Source organism: Bradyrhizobium sp. KZN70725, assembly GCF_055264925.1.
In genome coordinates this window covers 1-18,173 of sequence record NZ_JBUYWT010000089.1, presented here as the reverse complement: position 1 = coordinate 18,173, position 18,173 = coordinate 1, and the positions used below count along the sequence as shown (strand labels likewise).

At 61.0% G+C, this 18,173-nt stretch carries 19 protein-coding genes, 2 tRNA genes and 2 pseudogenes; 13 read left to right on the top strand and 10 right to left on the bottom strand.

What is annotated here, in order from left to right:
• Positions 1-312 precede the first annotated feature (312 nt).
• Entirely contained in the window at positions 313-960 is a 648-nt protein-coding gene (chpT, locus tag ACZBJS_RS39560; protein WP_092090064.1) for a histidine phosphotransferase ChpT, read from the bottom strand.
• 256 nt (positions 961-1,216) lie between these two features.
• Between chpT and cysQ the strand changes: the two genes are divergently transcribed.
• Positions 1,217-2,044, top strand: coding sequence for a 3'(2'),5'-bisphosphate nucleotidase CysQ (cysQ, locus tag ACZBJS_RS39555; RefSeq protein ID WP_253638925.1), 828 nt, complete (start codon positions 1,217-1,219; stop codon positions 2,042-2,044).
• On the opposite strand, the gene ACZBJS_RS39550 is transcribed toward cysQ, so the two are convergent.
• Positions 2,045-2,509: a YHS domain-containing (seleno)protein gene (locus ACZBJS_RS39550; protein WP_057019309.1), complete on the bottom strand. Its 465-nt coding sequence runs from the start codon at positions 2,507-2,509 to the stop codon at positions 2,045-2,047. It lies immediately after the preceding gene.
• A gap of 153 nt (positions 2,510-2,662) precedes the next feature.
• On the opposite strand from ACZBJS_RS39550, the gene ACZBJS_RS39545 reads away from it, so the two are divergent.
• From ACZBJS_RS39545 to ACZBJS_RS39535, 3 genes are all read left to right on the top strand, one after another.
• Positions 2,663-3,268, top strand: coding sequence for a DUF1134 domain-containing protein (locus ACZBJS_RS39545; protein ID WP_016843676.1), 606 nt, complete (start codon positions 2,663-2,665; stop codon positions 3,266-3,268).
• Between the two features lie 237 nt (positions 3,269-3,505).
• On the top strand, positions 3,506-4,789 hold the full coding sequence (locus ACZBJS_RS39540; protein ID WP_057019308.1) for a coiled-coil domain-containing protein: 1,284 nt from the start codon (positions 3,506-3,508) through the stop codon (positions 4,787-4,789).
• Between the two features lie 113 nt (positions 4,790-4,902).
• Positions 4,903-4,977: transfer RNA gene (locus ACZBJS_RS39535), tRNA-Val, on the top strand.
• A 203-nt stretch (positions 4,978-5,180) separates the two neighbouring features.
• Here the strand turns inward: ACZBJS_RS39535 and ACZBJS_RS39530 are convergent.
• Complete coding sequence (locus ACZBJS_RS39530; RefSeq protein ID WP_229160800.1) at positions 5,181-5,540, bottom strand: hypothetical protein; 360 nt, start codon at positions 5,538-5,540, stop codon at positions 5,181-5,183.
• A 345-nt stretch (positions 5,541-5,885) separates the two neighbouring features.
• Entirely contained in the window at positions 5,886-6,386 is a 501-nt protein-coding gene (locus ACZBJS_RS39525; RefSeq protein WP_229160802.1) for a hypothetical protein, read from the bottom strand.
• A gap of 267 nt (positions 6,387-6,653) precedes the next feature.
• On the opposite strand from ACZBJS_RS39525, the gene ACZBJS_RS39520 reads away from it, so the two are divergent.
• Together ACZBJS_RS39520 and ACZBJS_RS39515 are read left to right on the top strand one after the other, a co-directional pair.
• On the top strand, positions 6,654-7,001 hold the full coding sequence (locus tag ACZBJS_RS39520; protein WP_229160804.1) for a hypothetical protein: 348 nt from the start codon (positions 6,654-6,656) through the stop codon (positions 6,999-7,001).
• A 266-nt stretch (positions 7,002-7,267) separates the two neighbouring features.
• The gene (locus ACZBJS_RS39515; protein ID WP_229160806.1) at positions 7,268-8,212 is read left to right on the top strand and encodes an Abi family protein; all 945 of its coding nucleotides are present in this window, start codon (positions 7,268-7,270) and stop codon (positions 8,210-8,212) included.
• Between the two features lie 181 nt (positions 8,213-8,393).
• Here the strand turns inward: ACZBJS_RS39515 and ACZBJS_RS39510 are convergent, their stop codons facing one another.
• Complete coding sequence (locus tag ACZBJS_RS39510) at positions 8,394-9,305, bottom strand: hypothetical protein (protein WP_229160808.1); 912 nt, start codon at positions 9,303-9,305, stop codon at positions 8,394-8,396.
• A 1-nt stretch (position 9,306) separates the two neighbouring features.
• Complete coding sequence (locus ACZBJS_RS39505; RefSeq protein ID WP_229160810.1) at positions 9,307-9,687, bottom strand: helix-turn-helix domain-containing protein; 381 nt, start codon at positions 9,685-9,687, stop codon at positions 9,307-9,309.
• A gap of 158 nt (positions 9,688-9,845) precedes the next feature.
• Here ACZBJS_RS39505 and ACZBJS_RS39500 point away from each other — a divergent pair, with 158 nt between their 5' ends.
• The 5 genes from ACZBJS_RS39500 to ACZBJS_RS39480 are packed head-to-tail and all read left to right on the top strand — an operon-like array spanning position 9,846 to position 12,522.
• Positions 9,846-10,088: a DUF2188 domain-containing protein gene (locus ACZBJS_RS39500; protein WP_229160812.1), complete on the top strand. Its 243-nt coding sequence runs from the start codon at positions 9,846-9,848 to the stop codon at positions 10,086-10,088.
• A gap of 17 nt (positions 10,089-10,105) precedes the next feature.
• A complete protein-coding gene (locus tag ACZBJS_RS39495) occupies positions 10,106-10,402 on the top strand; it encodes a hypothetical protein (RefSeq protein WP_229160814.1) in 297 nt (98 codons plus the stop codon).
• On the top strand, positions 10,389-10,787 hold the full coding sequence (locus ACZBJS_RS39490; protein WP_229160816.1) for an E2/UBC family protein: 399 nt from the start codon (positions 10,389-10,391) through the stop codon (positions 10,785-10,787). Before ACZBJS_RS39495 ends, ACZBJS_RS39490 begins: the two co-directional genes overlap by 14 nt.
• Positions 10,787-12,166: a ThiF family adenylyltransferase gene (locus ACZBJS_RS39485; protein WP_229160818.1), complete on the top strand. Its 1,380-nt coding sequence runs from the start codon at positions 10,787-10,789 to the stop codon at positions 12,164-12,166. The genes ACZBJS_RS39490 and ACZBJS_RS39485 overlap by 1 nt, the downstream gene beginning before the upstream one ends.
• Entirely contained in the window at positions 12,163-12,522 is a 360-nt protein-coding gene (locus tag ACZBJS_RS39480) for a ubiquitination-like system serine protease family protein (protein ID WP_229160820.1), read from the top strand. Before ACZBJS_RS39485 ends, ACZBJS_RS39480 begins: the two co-directional genes overlap by 4 nt.
• Before the next feature lie 391 nt (positions 12,523-12,913).
• Here ACZBJS_RS39480 and ACZBJS_RS39475 read toward each other — a convergent pair.
• Positions 12,914-13,303: pseudogene (locus tag ACZBJS_RS39475) on the bottom strand (hypothetical protein).
• Between the two features lie 12 nt (positions 13,304-13,315).
• A complete protein-coding gene (locus tag ACZBJS_RS39470; protein WP_141340072.1) occupies positions 13,316-13,516 on the bottom strand; it encodes a hypothetical protein in 201 nt (66 codons plus the stop codon).
• A 742-nt stretch (positions 13,517-14,258) separates the two neighbouring features.
• Between ACZBJS_RS39470 and ACZBJS_RS39465 the strand changes: the two genes are divergently transcribed.
• A complete protein-coding gene (locus ACZBJS_RS39465) occupies positions 14,259-15,584 on the top strand; it encodes a hypothetical protein (RefSeq protein WP_463440095.1) in 1,326 nt (441 codons plus the stop codon).
• A 286-nt stretch (positions 15,585-15,870) separates the two neighbouring features.
• Here the strand turns inward: ACZBJS_RS39465 and ACZBJS_RS39460 are convergent.
• Positions 15,871-15,945 (bottom strand) — tRNA-Gln (locus tag ACZBJS_RS39460).
• A 218-nt stretch (positions 15,946-16,163) separates the two neighbouring features.
• Between ACZBJS_RS39460 and ACZBJS_RS39455 the strand changes: the two genes are divergently transcribed.
• Positions 16,164-17,942: an acyl-CoA dehydrogenase family protein gene (locus tag ACZBJS_RS39455; protein ID WP_463440094.1), complete on the top strand. Its 1,779-nt coding sequence runs from the start codon at positions 16,164-16,166 to the stop codon at positions 17,940-17,942.
• A 136-nt stretch (positions 17,943-18,078) separates the two neighbouring features.
• Here ACZBJS_RS39455 and ACZBJS_RS39450 read toward each other — a convergent pair.
• A pseudogene (locus ACZBJS_RS39450) lies at positions 18,079-18,173 on the bottom strand (IS5/IS1182 family transposase); the annotation flags it as partial.

Below are 18,173 nucleotides of genomic sequence, written 5' to 3'. Positions count from 1 at the left end.
TCCAGGATCTTCGCGTTGTTCGGATCCTGCTCGAACTGCACCAGCTGGTTGTCGACCGTATCCAGGCTCTCGCTGCTCTCCGTCAGGAACTCGCGCAACAGATCGTCCATGAAACCAACCTTCGAAAAACGCCGAAAACGCAGCGGCGCGCAACATCGACGCGCCTGACGGAACTCAAGTCAGCTTCTCCGCAAAGCGTTTAAGTTTGGTTGAGCAAATGGAAAGGAACGGGATCAACAAAGAGATAAGGCCGCGCGATCGAATCGCGCGGCCGGTCGTAACCTTTGATTAATGATATCGGCGCGGCCGCGGTCAGGACGCGGCAATGATGACCTTGTCGCCGTCGAGCGCGAGCGTCACTTTCAGCCCGCAGGCTTCCGCCAGCAGGCGGGTGTAGTGCGGTTGCACCGCATGCGCATCGACCGTGTTCGACGAGGTCGCATTCAGGAGATCGACGATGTTCTGCGGCACGCGCGCATTGAGGCCCGCAGCCGTGATGCGGAAGCTCATCGCCTCGCCTTCGCCGACCGGGTCGATGGTGAGCGTGCCGCCGCGCGGAATGGTCTGCTGCGCGATGACCAGCATGTTCAAGAGCAGCTTGACCCGGTTCTTGGGCAACAGCAGCCGCGGCAAATTCCAGGTCAGCGTCACCTTGCCGTCCTCGATATGCCCCTTCGCCATGTTCTGGGCATCTCCGAGGTCGATCTGCGCGCCGGAGGAACCGGCCGCGCCGAACGCCAGCCGGCAGAACTGCAGCCGCGCCGAAGCGGTCTTGGCGCTCTTGCGAATCAGATCGAGCGCGAAGTCGCGATCTTCGGGCTTGGGATTGTCGTCAAGGACCTCAAGCCCATTGACGATCGCGCCGACCGGACTGATGAGATCGTGACAGACCCGCGAGCACAAGAGCGCCGCGAGTTCGAGCGCATCGGGAGCGGGACCGGGAGACGAAGTGCCAGACATCAATTGTTTCCTGGAAAGCCGCACGCCGACCGAGGAGTGCGAATCACGCATGCCTGTCGGCTTGATACACCGCGCAGACGGATGCTGCCAGCTTGCGGCGGGACTGATAAAGCATGATCCGGAAAAGTGGAAACCGGTTTTCCGAAAAGATCATGCTCAAACAAGGAGATGAGATCATGATGCGATGCTCCGTCATCGCATCATGATCTCAGGGAACACAAACAGGATATGCGACCCGCTGACATGAGACCCGCACATGAATAAGGCAAAGCCGTCCCTGATCGGCTGCGAGGCCGCCGCGACGCTGCTCGAATCACTGACCGAACTGGTGATCCGCGCCGGCGACGCGATTCTTGCGGTCAATCGTTCGACGATGAATGTTGCCGGCAAGGACGATGGGTCGCCGGTCACCGAGGCCGATCTCGCCGCCGACCACATCATCGTCGAAGGGCTGACGCGGCTCGCGCCGCAGGTGTCGCTGCTGTCCGAGGAGCGCGTCCATCTGGCGACGCCGCCCTATAAAGACAGTTTCTTCCTGATCGATCCGCTCGACGGCACCAAGGAGTTCGTTGCCGGCCGCAATGAATTCACCGTCAATGTGGCGCTGGTCACGCAAGGCGTGCCGCTGCTCGGCATCGTCGGCGCACCGGCGCTCGGGCTGATCTGGCGCGGCATCGTCGGCAAGGGCGCGGAGCGGTTGACGCTGCAGGGCGGCGCGGTTTCGCAGGCGGTGCCGATCAAGACCCGTCCCTGCCCGCCGCGCGGCGCGCCATGGACGGTGGCAGTGAGCCGCTCGCATGGCGATGCGCGCACCGAAGCCTTCATCGACGCGCGCGGCAACGCGGTCCGCGCCGTGCTGGGCTCGGCGGTCAAATTCGGCCGTGTCGCCGAGGGCGAAGTCGATATCTATCCCCGCCTGTCGCCGACATCGGAGTGGGATGTTGCGGCAGGTCACGCGGTCGTCGTAGCGGCCGGCGGCAAGGTCACCGATTCGAACGGCAGCCCGTTGCATTTCGGGCTCGGCCGCGAAGACTTCCTGGTGCCGGAATTCATTGCCTCGGGCGATCCGGCCGCGGCGCCGTGATCACTGCGCGAGATTGTCTTCCAGCTCCGGCCAACGCGCCGCGGCTTCCTTCAAAAAGCGCGCGGGATCGGCGGCGAACACGTCACGGCTGCGTTCCCGGTTGAACAGGTAAAGCCTGTTCCCGACGACGGCCCAGAATCGCGGATTGCCCGCGCAGGTGACGCCCCGCACCAGATCGGTCGGATCGTAACCGCCGAATTGCGGGCCATAGATTTCGGGATGCGCCACGAACGAAGCGCGGTTGCCCTCGTTGCGGAAACGCCAGACCACGCCGTTCTCCGCCGCCTCGAATTCCGGCCGCCCCTGGGTGGCGGCGGCGTCGGTGAAATAGGCGACGGGATCGAATCCCTCGATCGCCAATCCGGAGTAGCGGTTCGTCACCACGCGCTCGGTTGTGGTGGCCTGAACAGGCAAGGACGGCCAGATGGCCGCCAAAATGCCCGCCAACAGGCCGAAAAACGCCATCCCCCGGCACGATCCATATCTTTCCTGCCGTTGTGCCGTCATAGTTGATACCGATAACATCCGAGTCGAGGGGACACCGGGCGCAACCTAGAGCCGTGCCTGTTGGCATCAGGTTAAAGGGCAGCGCCCGGATTTCGATAGCAGGGGTTCTTAATGACTTTCGCATCACGCCTTGCCGCGGTCGCGTTTGCCGCGCTGATGTGCTGGAGCGCAGGGGCGTCCGCGCAGCAGGGCCCGCCACCGCAATATCCGCCGCCACAGCGTGAGCCGACCCCGTATACTTACGGGCCCGACGAATTGGTCAATGCCGGACACAAGTTCTTCGGCAATGTCTCGCGCGGACTCGCCTCGGTCATCGAGCGCGCCGTCAGCCAGTGGGGCCTGCCCAATGGTTATGTGCTCGGCGAGGAAGGCTCCGGCGCCTTCGTGGCCGGGCTGCGCTATGGCGAAGGCACGCTCTACACCAAGAACGCCGGCGACCTCAGGGTCTACTGGCAGGGTCCCTCGGTCGGCTTCGACTGGGGCGGCGACGGCGCGAGGACCATGACGCTGGTCTACAACCTGCCTTCGACCCAGGCGATCTATCAGCGCTTCGTCGGCATCGACGGCTCGGCCTATATCGTCGGCGGCTTCGGCATGACGGCGCTGACCGCCAACAACATCGTGCTGGTCCCGATTCGCTCGGGCATCGGCTTGCGGCTCGGCGCCAGCGTCGGCTATCTCAAATTCACCCCGCGCGCGACCTGGAACCCGTTCTAGAGCGTTTCCAGCCAAGCGGACGCCGGTTCGCATCAAGAAAACGCGTCAGGACAGAATCCAGAGCCTCGTTCCGATTCAATCGGAACGAAGCACGAGGTCGCAGCCCTGATCGGGCGATGAGGCCGGCGCTCCGGCACGGTTAGCAATTCAGGTTAACGCGGCAATCGGGCTGGCCTTTGGCCGGCCCGCCGTGGCATTGTGATTAACAAATTCCTTCTTTTCTTGGAGTGACCCTTCATGATCGAGCCGATCATGTACGCGGCGATCGGTTTCCTGATCTCGATGCTGTGCGGCCTGATGATCGTTCCGCTGGTGCACAACCGGGCGGTGCGGCTGACCACGCGCCGCATGGAGGCGGCCACCCCGCTGTCGATGGCCGAGATCCAGGCCGACAAGGACCAGCTCCGCGCCGAATTCGCCATGTCGGCTCGCCGGCTCGAGATGAGCGTCGACCAGCTCAAGAGCAAGACCACGAGCCAGCTCGCCGAACTCGGCAAGAAGACCGATGCGATCAACCGCATGAAGATCGAGCTCGGCGAGAAGAACGCCGCGATCTTCGCGCTGGAAGCGCGCGAAAAGGCGATGAAGGATCAGCTTCGCGCCACCGAGGAAGAGTTCTCGGCCAAGACCGAGCTGTTGCGCAACGCCGAGCAGGCGCTGACCGACAAGCAGGGCGAGCTCGGCAAGATCAACGCCGAGCTCAACGACCGCGCGATGACCGCCGACAGCCGCCAGATCGAACTGGTCGCGGTGCGGACCCAGGTCGAGGAGCTGAAGAACCGGGTCGGCGATGCCGCCAGGGAATTCGCGGCAACCGAAGCCCGCCTCGCCCAGGAGCGCAGCCAGTCGGAAACCGCGACGCGCGACCTCACCGACGCGCGCGGCCGGGTCGAAAATCTGAGCCAGCGCGTCACCGATCTCGACCGCCAGCTCGTCGCCCAGGTCAAGGAAGCCGAGATGCTCGGCAACCGTGTCAACGACCTTGAGACGCGGCTTGCGACCCAGGGCAAGCTGCTTGCCGAGCGCGAATTCGAGAACGGCCAGTTGAAGCAGGCCAACGCCGCCGCCGAGCGGACCGTGCAGGAGCTGCGCGAGGAGATCGCGGCAGCGGGCGGCGGCAAATCCTCCGCGCTCGACAAGCTGCGGCAGGAGAAGGCTCAAGTCGAGGAGCAGCTGCGCACCGTCAGCGACGAGCGCGGCAAGCTGCAGCGCGACATCAACGCGATCCAGCAGCAGGCCGAGAGCTCCTGGGCGACCGAGCGGATGGAGAATGCGCTGTTGCGCGAGCGCATCAACGACATTGCCGCCGAGGTGGCCAAGCTCGCGATCCAACTCGAGGGCCCGAATTCGGCGATCGAGGCCATGCTGGCGGCGGAGCCGACGGTGCCGGCCAAGGCGGCTGCCAAGCCCGCCAACGGCGTCTCGCCGGGCAGCGGGTTACCCGAGGGCGGCGGCACGCTCGCCGAGCGCATCCGGGCGCTGCAGTCACACGCCTCCCGCGCCCGCCAGCAAGGCGCCTGATTCCCGCAGGGTTTGGCTTGACACCCCTACCCGGCACTTCGTAAATCGCACGCTCTGACGAAGCGCCTTAATCGACCGGCCGCCGACCAGCGGCCTTTGGCACGTCACATCCCGGACGCATAGCTCAGCGGGAGAGCGTTCCCTTCACACGGGAGAGGTCCAAGGTTCGATCCCTTGTGCGTCCACCATTTCGTTTCAGATTTCAAAGACTTAATTGGGTCGCTTCCCTTAGCATGTGCCCTAGAGGAGTCGGGGCACAACGGGGGCACATCGCTTGCGGCACGGCTAACAAAAAATCGCTCCCTGCCCCAGCTGCCGCGATTTCGAGGCCGATCAATGCGCTTGGCTGATCCGAATACCATCGGAGGCGTGCCCCTTGGCCAGGCTGCACCTACGAGCCTGCCAGCAGCGTCTTCGCTGCTGTTGCTCGAACTGGGTTTTCGCGCAACAGGCGAACCCACGCCGATGCGACGGGAGAGCCCGCCGCGGCGCTCCCGGCGTTCGAAGGATTCGATTCCACGGACGGCAAGAAGCCGGAAACCGGGTGCGAGCGGTCCCGCCGGCGGTCCACCGCCCGGCGGTCCGGTTCCGGATCCGCTCCGATTTTCAATCCTTGGAATGCGGGTTCCGAGGATGGCTTCGCGCCGGCGCCGAACCGAAGATTCCGGCTGGCCGACAGGGCGCCTTCGACGCCCGGCGCGCCCGACTGGAATCGGCGCATGTGCGCCAATCGCAAGGTGTCGCGCGCCATGGAAAACTGCCCCCTCATATTGCCTCAGATGACAATGTTACCGAAGCGCACCCTGGTGTCTTCTGGATCGGCTGCCGCGAGTCGGAGCAAGCCGCTTGCGAAGCGCGCCCTCCAGAGCGCCGTAGCGAGCGAGCGGCTTGCGGTGCTTCGGCGAAAGAACCTGTCAGGATTAAATACTAAGGCACGAAGCTTGGACCGATAGTGTGATCTCTGTGCTGCTGATGAGCTGTCGAGCGGCCTTTGATCGCCAATTCTTCACCAATCGCTGTACCGTGCGCCGCTGATGGCCGCTGAACCGGCCAGGCGCATGCGCTTCCAGGCGGGAGCGAAGATCGACCGCGGATCCTAGTGCGGAGCCGCGGCGAGCCATTCCTCGATGATGGGAATGTAGGGGTCGAGCATCGATGGCCGACGTGGCACAGGCTTGCGCCGCACATAGCGACGCCGATGAATGCCCCGCTGCTCACCCTGTTTCCAACCATCGCCGAGCTCTCGGGCAAAGGCCGCCAAGTCGCTGTGCCCCTGCGCGACAGTCATCGCTGGCTTTCCAGCCCGTTGATCGACGCGCTTACCCAGCTCATTCTGAGCGTCCCGCATCTGTGCCAGCAATGCCACCGGATCAAGCGTCCGGTAAATCTCTCGCAGCCGACCTTTGAATGCCTCATTGAGCCTCGGGTGGACCAATGCTCTTTCGTACGGCGTAGCGGGAGGAAGATAGCGCTTGATCATCTTGGCACCTTCGCGGTGCTTCTCCTTCAGCTTAAACGAGGGCTGGAAGAAATTGATGTGCAGCCGTGCCGCCGCAAACAGGCGAGCTAATGAGCGAGCGGCATCAATGCCCTTCAAACCGCCCGTAGCCCACTAGGCGGCGAACGATAGCTCCGTTCTTTTGTTCAACGAATGCCTGATCGTTCTTCTTGTAGGCCCTGGAACGAGTGACTTCGACATCGTGAGAACGGCACCACGACACGACCGTGTCGTTCATGAAGGCGCTGTCGTTGTCAAAATCGAGCCCCCGAACGGGCCAGGGAAATAGGTTCTGCGCGCGCTCGAGAGCGCAGGCGCGCCGTGCTCGAGGGCCTCGCCAACCTCGGGTGCGAGGTGTCCGAGGGAATGGCGACCGCTTCGGTACAGAACGGCCAGATCGTTCTGCGAAAGGCAGCCAATCCGGGCTACGGAGTCGAGCTCTCGGGCGGATCGAAGTCGGATCTCCTCCAGGTCAGGGCCGTAGGCATCGGCAGTTCGGCCGAAGCGCGTGACGCGAACCGTAACCGCGACATGGAAACGATATGGTGCGGCGAGTTCGATCGGCTGAAGGCGTTGGTCGCAAGAGCAGGTAGGAATGTTACGATCGAATCCGCTCGACCTGTTGGCCAGTTCGCTCTGAAGGTCGTGTCAGATCCGGGCGCACGCCACGAGGCGGACGGGATCAAAAGATCACATCGATCACTACTCAAGTAGCCAGCCTTGGGTGGGCCGGAGTCCGAACGACCGCTTGTCCCGAATCATTGAAAATTCGAGCTAGGCGGCTATCCTGGGATCGCCTGTTCGAAAGCGCCAAAACGAGCTAAACGGGGTCGAAACCCCGCTGAATTCGACAGAAAATCCCTCGAAAAGTAATTGACCTTTTATCTTTCGGGCCCTATCTTCGCATTAACAATACCTGGCCCGCCTCTCAACGATGCGCATATGGCTGGGTTTTTTATTGCCTAAGGCCTACCCCGTCGTTGGCGCATAACCCTTTCCGAAAACCCGCCCTAGGGCTGCACGACCTCGCCACGCTGCTGGCCGAACGCGGGCTCAAGTTCGACGACTGGGCGGGCGCGCACGGGCACCTCGAACATATCGGTTACTACCGTCTGACCGGCTACCTGCATCAATTCAAGACCGTCGACGAGGACGGCAGCGACCGCTATCTGCCGGGCACCACGTTCGAGTCGGTCCACGACCGCTACATCTTCGACCGCAAGCTGCGCCTGCTGATCATCGAGGCGGTGGAGAAGATCGAAATCGCGGCCCGGGTATCGATCTCCGATTCGTTGGCTCTCCAGCACGGCGCGCACTGGTATCTGAACCAAGGGCTGTTTGGAGCCCCAAGTTGGTTCTACAGCAAGGACAAGGCGAAGTTCGACGTGGCCGATTGGCACGACAAGTTCGTGGCGGACGTGAGAAAGCAGGTTGAACAGAGCCACCAGAGTTTCATCAAGCACTACTATAAGACCTACAACCACCCCGAGATGCCGCCGTGCTGGATGGCATTCGAGATCATATCGTTCGGGTCGGTGTCCCACTGCTTCAAGTTTCTGAAGAGTCCGGAGGTGAAGGAGACTTGCAGGAAGTTTGCATTAAACCATCAGGTTCTCAGTTCCTGGCTGCACTCGATGTCCTACGTCCGCAATCTTTGCGCGCATCATTCCCGATTGTGGAACCATCAGATGACGATCAAGCCGATCGTGCCCGCCGATCGCCGCGCGCAATTCAACGGCAGTCAGAACGAACGAATTTACGCATCCCTTCTCACCATGCAGATTCTGCTGCAAAAGATATGGACGAACAACAGTTGGGCCGAACAGCTGCGCGCGCTGGTGGATGCCACTGCACATCTGCCGATTGCCGAAATGGGCTTTCCGGAGAATTGGACGGCGCGCAAGGAGTGGGGATTCGTCCCCTGACGAAATTGGTGGTCGACAGATCTGAACCTGATTACTGCAACAGAACTGATCGTCTGCTCGCTCTCTCACTTAGCCGAAGAACAATCAGAGAGCAGGCGTTTTCCTGGCACAGTCTCCACCAACCGTAACGAAGGAACGCACAGAATACCACGCCGAAGAGACTGGATATTTCCAGAGCACATTATGCGGGCAGTATGATCGTCCTGGCGGTCAGTGTTTTGATTGCGTGAATCAAGATGAACACCTGATGTCCTTGTGTGAAGGCCTCAGCAATGCAGTCGTGTTGTACGCCATTGAGGTCTGCAAGCGGCAAGTTCCGCTTACCTGAGTATTTGCGACCGCCGAGCGGAATCATTGCCCCGATACGATCATCAGGTGTGTATTTGTCTGCCCAGAGAGAATTACCGAACGTTGCAAGAAAAGAATCTGAAACGATATGCCTGCGCAGCGTTGAGACGAACCCATCGCCTTCAACGAGCTGCGGCATATTCAAGACGAGGACTGCGCACAGCTTATCGTGCTTCGAGACGTATTGTCTGACAGCGGCGTAGATTGATGCGCCGTAGTCCTTGCTCATCCTCACAGGGGTCCAGATGCTGAACTCCCGGTTTCGAGCATCATCAGCAAAGGTATCGATCTGGAACAGCACTTCCGAAGCGAAGACGCTCGCTTCCCGATCAAAGAGCGCGGCGACATCCGACTCGAGCGCATGGTCGCAGTCTTCGACCAAGGCGTACATACTGCGTTGCCATGGAAGAAAACCGTGGGCAGCTTCATGAAGGCGCACGAAGGTCTTCTTCACCTTCACAAGCGTATGATCGAGAAAGACGAGCCCTTCCTTAGCATGGAAAAGACCGAGGACCTTGGAAAGCGCAGATTTAACCAAGCCGCCGGCGTCCGTCCGCAGCTTCGCCAGAAAACCCTCGTCTAGCACGTGGTCGTGAACTTCCTCGACCTTGGCAACGGCCATGATCCGTTCCACTGGGGTCGGGAATACGCCGAACGCGCCCGCTTCGCACAGCGCGCGTTCGGCTTCAGCGCGAACCTTGGCCCGCTGACCGGCACTTAGTGTCGCATCATCGGGCTTTCTCACATCAGCTCCGTTTCGAACGGTAGAACGCCAGATATTCCAGCAGCGCCCTCTCTTCGGCGGCACTGAGATTTTCAATGGCGAAGGTGGCGGCGCTGCCATGTTTCTTGCCGCTCGTACGCTCCGCGCTGTTCGGCACTACATAACCGGCGCGGGTCATGAGGCTTTTGTAAGAAACTTTATAGGCCTGCGACAATGCGTGGAGGATGTGCGGTGACGGATTCTCGATCTTGCCATTCTCAAGCTGCGACAAGTAAGCGTTGGAGACGTCACCTTGCGTTGCCTTCTCAACATCTCGCAGGGTCATTTTGAGGCCGAGCCTTACCGTTTTGAGATAGTCGCCCAGCGAATCGGTCCGAGGTGCTTCAGTTGTGTCATGAGCCATTCGTCCTCCTGATACAGCGACGGATAATAGGTCCGTGCGCGATGAATCTTATTGATTTTGCTAAATATATCAAGCCTGCTTGCTGTCTGCTTGTAAAATTTAGCAAGCCGTATATATTTAGCGATCAACGGCACAGGCCGGTACTAGGAGCAATAGAAATGTCGAAGAACGATAGGTTCGTGGTCAGGCACGGTAGCGACTGGGCCGTGAAGAAGGGCGGCGTCACCGTCCCAGAAAGCATCCACCACAAACAAAGCCGTGCGGAGCAGCAGGCCAAGTCCACGGTCCGCAACTTGGGCGGAGGCGAAGTACGCATTCAGGGACGCGATGGGAAATGGCGCGATTCCGACACCGTCGCGCCGGGCCGAGATCCGTATCCGCCCCGCGACAAGAAACACTGACGAGCAGGAGAAGGAAAATGGCGAACGGCAATCCGGGTCAGGGCGGCGGCAATCCCGGCCAAGGTGGTGACGATCACGAGATCACCATCCACATCGACAAGAAGCAGTACAAGTCGCCGAGCCCGACGACCGGCGCGGCGCTCTACATCCTCGGGCACGTGGGCGCGGGCTACGACCTGTGGCGCGAAGTCCACGGCAAGGGGGACGACGAGTTGATCGCGAACGACGCCACGCAGGTGATGCTGAAGAACGGCGATCACTTCTACAGCGCCCAGTCTTCGCTGAACCCGGGGGCGCATTGTGTCCATCACTGATGTCGAGGAGTTGTTGCTGCCGGAAGTGGACACGGACTTCCTGACCGCCGCCGGCTACGACTTCACCGTTACGCGGGTCGGTCAGCAGGTTCACATTGTGATCAAGAACTTTCCGTTGCCGCGTTACAAGCCCCAAAGCGCTGATTTGCTGATCATCGTTCCGAATGGCTATCCCAACGCGAAGCTCGACATGTTCTGGACGCATCCCGACGTGTCGCTGCCGAACGGCGGGGCGCCGTTGAGGGCCGACGTGCACGAACAGCACGGCGGGCGCAACTGGCAGCGTTGGTCCCGCCACTTCGCCGACGGCAAATGGCGGCCCGGCGTCGACAATCTGCGGACCTACATAGCCACGGTTAAGACGGAACTGGCAAAAGGGCTGTGATGCGCTATTCCGTCACCTTCCTCGAAAAACATTACGAGGCACTGGAAACGCATTTAGCGGCCAGCACGGACGAACAGGCCGCATTCTTGATTTGCAGGATCGCGCAGACCGACAACGAGACTAGGCTGGTTGTCCGCAACTGTGTGCCCGTGACCGGCGACGACATCCTTGAGCAGTCGCCAGTGCACATGAAGATCGCGCCGCGTGCCTACACGCGCGCAATGAAGCGGGCCAACGATGAAAAATCGTGCCTGCTCTTCGTCCATTCCCATCCGACGGGCTATCCCGACCATTCAGGTCAGGACGATGTCGAGGAGGCGAAACTCTTCAAGACCGCCTACACGCGCATTCGGACGCCGGGGGTTCACGGTTCGCTCGTGCTCACCCCGAAAGGAATTTCCAGCGCGCGCGTCTGGCTGGCAGATGGGACGACGGCAGACGTGGAGCGCATCCGGATCATCGGCAGACGAATCCGCTTCTGGTTTTCTGAGGCTGGCGCAGCCGAACTCCCGCCTTTCTTCGACCGGCAAGTCAGGGCCTTCGGGCCGGACGTACAACGCCTTCTATCGCGCCTTCGCATCGGTATCGTCGGGGTCGGCGGCACCGGATCCTGCGTGCTTGAGCAACTTATCCGGCTTGGCGTCGGGACCCTGATCATCTCCGATGGAGAGACATTCGAATCGTCCAACGTGAACCGGGTCTATGGCTCGCGGATCGTCGACGACACCGTCGCCAAGATCAAGATCGCCCAGCGGTTGGCCGCAGATATCGGCTTGGGAACCAAGCTGGAGTTGATCGACAAGCCCATCTCCTATCAGTCCGCGCTCAAGAGATTTCGCGACTGCGACATCATCTTGGGGTGCACCGATGACGAACTCGGACGATCGCTTCTTAATTCGTTCGCCATCTACTACTACGTGCCCATCTTCGACATGGGCGTCAAAATCGACTCCGAGCATGGCGTCATCCGATCGATCCAAGGTCGCGTTACGACCCTCATGAACGGCGCGGCCTGCCTGCATTGCCGTGGCCGAATTTCCGCTGAGCGGATCGCGGCGCAGGCCAAATGGGAGGCGGATCCAGAAGGAGCACAGGCCTTGGAAGATGAGGGCTATCTCCCGGAGCTCGGCGACCCTGCGCCGGCTGTTGTGGCGTTCACCACCGCCATTGCGGCGAGCGCTGTGACGGAGTTCTTGCACCGCCTGACCGGCTTCATGGGCGCAGATCGGGAAAGCACCGAGGTCCTGCACCTCATCGATCAAACATCGGTGCGGACCAACAAGCTTGCACCGCGGCACGATTGCTTCTGCGCCGACAGCTATAACTGGGGTCGGGGCGATGTGCGCCCTTTCCTCGACACGACGTGGCGTCCTGAATGAACAACCTGATTGCCTTCTTTTCAAACCTCTGGCTGTGGTTTGTAAGCCTTTGGCTGCGGTTTCGGCGACGCCACCAAATTTCTCACGTCGTTCGAATTGGAAGCCGGTCCGAACTTCCGCAAAGGCTCGGCAGCACGCTCTATGTAGTGGGGGGAGATTCGCCGAAGTGGGCGATCATGCAATGTCCCTGCGGTTGCGGCGACACGATCGACGTGAACTTAATGAAGTCCCGCACTCCGGTGTGGCAGATCTCAGTTGTTAATGGGAAACCGACTTTTCATCCGTCTCTGTGGGTGTCCAAGGAAAAGTGCGGCGCTCATTTCTGGATTAGAAACGGCAAGATCATCTGGGTCTGACAATGCTGAGGGAGCCCGGCCACTCTCACTTTCATCCGAGTCCTTATCGTCTTCGGCAAAGCCACACCCCCGAAGCTAGTCCCGTCGACCAATTACCGGCACTCGGATCGCTGCTTCTTCGTTGCGGCTGCTAGAACGATTTTGCTTGCCCCCAATAACGCTGATCACATTGTCGAGAGTGGGCTGGTAGCCGGTCCGCAAAAAATACCGTTTGAAAAACCGTTTTAGTTCGGCGGTGGGCGCACCGGGGCTCGAACCTGGGACCCGCTGATTAAGAGTTCAGGACCATCGCAATCTTCGGCGGCTTGGAGCTGCTGCTCTGCCTCGTCGCTTCTATGAACTACGCCTGGATCCGGCATCCTCCTTCGAAGGCGGCCCTGCGTCCGCAGGACTAGGAAGCGTTCGCCCGCGCCCGTTCTCGACCTTCACGACGCCGCTCGCGACGTTCGCGTCGTCGCCTAGCGCGCTCCGGCGGCTGCGGAAGCGGTGGTATGGGCGCATCCTTGTTCTCGGCTGGCACTGTCTCGACGCCGGTGCACGCCTCCATGAACTCTAGCACTGTCCGTCCCTTGACGGTGATCTTCCAGCCGCCGTTTTCGCGCTCGACGAGACGTTGCGAAAAGATGTCGAGGTCAGGTACACGCGCAACCAGACGCTTTGTGCGATCTGCCCAGTCCCGGCCGCTGGTCCAGGATCGCCATGTCGCGCTTGAGATCGGCCATCGCAGCAAATCCATCCGGATAGCTCACCAGGATCTTAAGCCCGTGACCTGGAAATTCACCCCCGCCTCCGGTCATCTCCACATCGTCGGCGCCTGCGAGAGAGCGTGGCGCCCGATCTGCTTGAGGTGATCCGGAGAGATGTCCCCTTTGGTCGCGGCTTCCAGGATTTTCGAGGCCACATGGGTACGAGCGCCGGTCTCGCTCCGCGAAACGCTTTCGCAAACCTCATCTAGGACGGCGCGCAATAGCGCGGTGGTCGCGGGATCGAACATGTGAACTTACCATACCGCAGTAGCGGCGGCGTCAAATTTAAGCGTGTTGAAAATCGTTAGAACTCTACACCTCTGCTTGGATTTGGCAATATCTGCGCAAGCGGCAGACAAACCAAAGGAACTAGCAAAGCGACAGGTGGAGTGTGTCGCCTCCTTCTGTCTTGTTCGCCGGAGGTTTGCGAGTTGCGCCAGTGAATACGTCTAGGTTTTCTGGGCGGACTGCCTCCGCGCGTAGGACTCCGGCCCACTGCCCTCTTTACCAATTTCTCCGAGCTCCGTTTCGGCCCCCTCCCGCCTCACTCTCTGCTACGTCGGCAGATCACTTCCTGCCCCGGCCTTCCCACGGCGCGCTCTAGCATCGGAGGCAGGTAGGTCCGAGGTGTCCTTTTCAGGCGCGGCACTACGCTCCTCTTCGATCCGATTGCCGCCGCAGTTTCAATCCTGCTGGCGATCATCATGATGGGCAGCACCAGCAAAGAACCGATTTCAGCAGCTCACGCCATCATCCGATGACACGTCCTGCCATAATTCCAGCGGGTTCTTGGCCGCGCCGTATGTCTGCTGGAGTCGCAGCAGGGTACTGCGGAGAATTGACTGTCGAGGCCTTTCTCAAACGAGTCGGTAAGGAGTATCCTCAACCACGTGTGAAAGAAGGGAGGCGTCAGCTGTGGTTGAGAGACGATCTGGACCGAGCTATTGCGCCGGACATCGTGCCGGGCGACCTCGCCGAGGATTTGTGACGTTGGAGCGCCCACTTCCACGCTTCGTGGAGGTACGGCGGCTTGCCCGCGGATCGACCGCATTCTACTTCCGCATCCCCACACATTACAGGAAGCTCGGCTGCGAGATGGCGAATGAGCCACTTGGGACGAGCTACGAAACCGCATGCGGCGGCGATGGCAAAGGCGGACGCGCTGCCACCCTCAATGCCTTGTTCGATGAATGGAACAACTACCGCAGAGGGCAGCCGGGCGACCAGGGGAAGATCGCGCGCTATGGCACGATCGATTGGCTATTCCGACAATACAAGACGGAGAAGGCGTATACTGAGAAGGTCTCAGCTCGGTCGCGCCCAGACTACGAACGGATCATGCAAATGATCTGCGACACGGTCGGTAAAAGCGGACGGCGGATCGGCGAACGACAGATCATGGAAGTTACGCCACGAGCCGCCGATAAAATCTACGACAAAATCATCAACGGCCCGAACGGCATCAGACTGCGGCAGGGAGAAAAGGTCGTCGGCCTCTGCCGAAAGGTGTGGCGAATCATGCGTCGGCTGCACCCAGAGTTGTTCGATAAGAAGCACCCGAACCCCTGGGACGATTTTACCCTCAAGAGCCGTACCAAGACCAAGAAGCACGCGGTCACTCGAGAAGAGGTCTATAAATTTGCATGGGGCTGCATCAAAGAAGGGCGGCCTGAACCCGCGGCCGTCGCGGTGATTTGCTTTGAATGGCTGCAACGGCCTGAGAACGTGGTAGCCGGGTTTTTGACTTGGCCCGACTACCGCAGCAAGAACTGGCCACACGCGGTGCGCATCGAGCATCACAAGAACAAGGCGTTGGTCTGGCATCCGCTCGAAGAGACTATCGATAGAGAGACCGTCAAGTTTTACGCCGAGGCGGAGGATATTTTGGGCCATCTGCCCAAGCTTGGCGTCCCGATGATCATGCGCCGGATCCAAAAGGGTGAACGCAAAGGCGATGCCAAGGTGTGGTCCTACCCTGGCATGGAAAAAGTGGTGCAGCAGATGCGCAAGAAGATCGACGGCGTGTCAAAGCTGTTCACGCTTGATGCATGTCGACACGGCGGCATGACCGAACTCGAGGAAGCCGAACTGACGGACGGCCAGGGTCGCGCACTCTCGGGCCACAAGACCGCACAGGCCTATCGCGGTTATGCCAAGGAAACGATGATGCGAGCGTTGGCTGCGACCCGTAAGCGGCATGCACATCTCTTGGCGCAGAAGGAACTCGATCAGCAGAATGCTGATGGAGCAGCATCACCTCGAGACGAAACGCAGACCTCCCCAATTTCTAAGACCAGCGTCCGATCTCAAGGATAGACTTCGCGCTTCGTTGAAAGCTGCAAAAGGCGGCGGTGGGTGCAACCGTCGATCCGGACGCGATGTCAACGGCTGCGGCCGGAACTTTACAACCCGCGGACAGGGTTCATCCGCTCAATAGTTTGACAAATTGAGCGACGTTCAACGCGCGACGACTTTCATCTGCCTTCGACCAAAAACGAAACCAGCACAGAATTTCCAAATGGGAGGCACAGGGAATTTCCAAATGCGCGGGAATTCCGCCTTGAGCAAGGCCGTTTTCATAACAAAATCAGCGTCTTGCATATGGCTGGGGCGGGAGGGATCGAACCTCCGAATGGCGGAATCAAAATCCGCTGCCTTACCGCTTGGCTACGCCCCAACGCGCCGATCGAAGGCCACGTCGGTCTATAGGGTGAGTCCCGCCATTTCAACAGGGTGGCGATCGAAAAGGCACGAAAGCCGCAGGATGATGACGGTACTCTTTATAAGGCGACGCCGCGGTGGCCGAAACAGACCGTGCGATGTCCGTTCGGACTGTTGAGAGGGCGCCGGTTTCATGGGATGACAATTTGCAAACGCCTCGTCGGGAGTAACGCCATGACCTACCGTGCGCCGATCAACGATATCTTGCTGTCCCTCAATCACGGTGCGGGGCTCGCTGCCGCCGTGGAGGCCGGCCATTACGGCGATTTCGACGGCGACATCACCGCTGCGGTGCTAGAAGAAGCCGGCAAGTTCGCCTCCGACGTGCTGGCGCCGCTGAATCGTGTCGGCGACGAGCACGGCATCAAGCTCGACAACGGCAAGGTGACGACCGCGCCGGGCTGGCCCGACGCCTACCACCGCTGGACCGCCGCGGGCTGGAACGCGGTCTCAGGGCCGGAAGCATTCGGCGGCCAGGGCCTGCCGCTCGCGGTCAACGCCGCCTGCACCGAGATCTGGAGCGCGTCGAACGTCGCCTTCGGCCTCTGCCCGCTGCTGACGCTGTCGGCGATCGAGGCGCTCGATGCCCATGGCAGCGCCGAGCTGAAGAAGACCTATCTCGAGAAGCTGGTCACCGGCGAGTGGACCGGCACGATGCAGCTCACCGAGCCCAATGCCGGCTCCGACGTCGGCGCGCTGCGCACCCGCGCCGAACGCGCCCCCGACGGCACCTACCGCATCAAGGGCACCAAGATCTTCATCACCTATGGCGAGCACGACATGACCGACAACATCGTGCATTTCGTGCTTGCACGATTGCCCGATGCCCCCTCGGGCACCAAGGGAATCTCGCTATTCCTGGTTCCGAAATTCCTGGTCAATGCCGACGGCTCGCTCGGCGATCGCAACGACATCCATGCCTCTGGCGTCGAGCACAAGCTCGGCATGCACGCCTCGCCGACCTGCACCATGACGATGGGCGATAAGGGCGGCGCGATCGGTTATCTGATCGGCGAGGAAAACCAGGGCATGCGCTGCATGTTCACGATGATGAACCAGGCCCGCCTCGGCGTCGGCCTCGAAGGCGTCGGCATTGCCGACCGCGCCTATCAGCAGGCGCTGGCCTATGCGCAGGAGCGAAGGCAAGGCAAGGCGATCGGCCACAAGGGCGACGGGATGGATCCGATCATCGTGCATCCCGACGTCAAGCGCATGCTGATGCAGATGCGCAGCATGACGGCGGCGGCGCGCACGATCTGCTACGCCACCGCGGTCGCGCTCGACGTTTCGGTGCGCGCCAGGGACGCCAAGGTGCGCGCCGAGGCCGCGGCCCGCGGCGCGCTGCTGACCCCGATCGCCAAGGCCTTCTCCACCGACATCGGCAACGAGGTCGCCTATCTCGGCGTGCAGATCCACGGCGGCATGGGCTTCATCGAGGAGACCGGCGCCGCGCAGCATTATCGCGACGCCCGCATCACCTCGATCTACGAGGGCACCAACGGCATCCAGTCGATCGACCTCGTCACCCGCAAGCTCGGCGCCAATGGCGGCGCCTCGGTCTGGGCGCTGCTGGACGAGCTCGCTGCCGTCATCAAGCAGGTCGAGACCTCCAACGATCCGGCGTTCGGCACCACGGGCGCCAAGCTGCGCGACGCGCACGCCGCGCTGGAGCGCACCAGCAAATGGCTGCTCGAGCGCCTCGCCTCGGCGCCGAACGAGGCACTGGCCGGCGCAACGCCCTATCTGCGGCTGTTCGCCGCAACGCTCGGCGGCTGCATGCTCGCCGGCGAAGCGCTGGCCGCCAAGGCGAACGGCGAAGCCGAGCCGCAGCGCTATGTCGCGCTGGCGCGCTTCTTCGCCGAGAACATCGCCGTGCAGGCGCCGTCGCTGGAAAAGACCGTGACCGAAAGCGCCGAGGCGGTGACCGGCGCGGATGCGGTGCTGGCGGGATAAGATACCTTCCACCGTCATTGCGAGGTCAGAGGGCCCAAAGCGCTGTGCTCGCCAAAGGCCCTCCTCGCTCGTTTGATGCACATGACGTGCCGCATCACAACTGTCGTCCCTGCGAAAGCACTAGGTGGTGTGGACACTAGCGCATCCATAGAACAATGGCAGCGAGAGTGACGACGGCCCGGTAATTCCGGGCCGTTTTTTCGAAGCGGGTTGCGACACGTCGGAACTGCT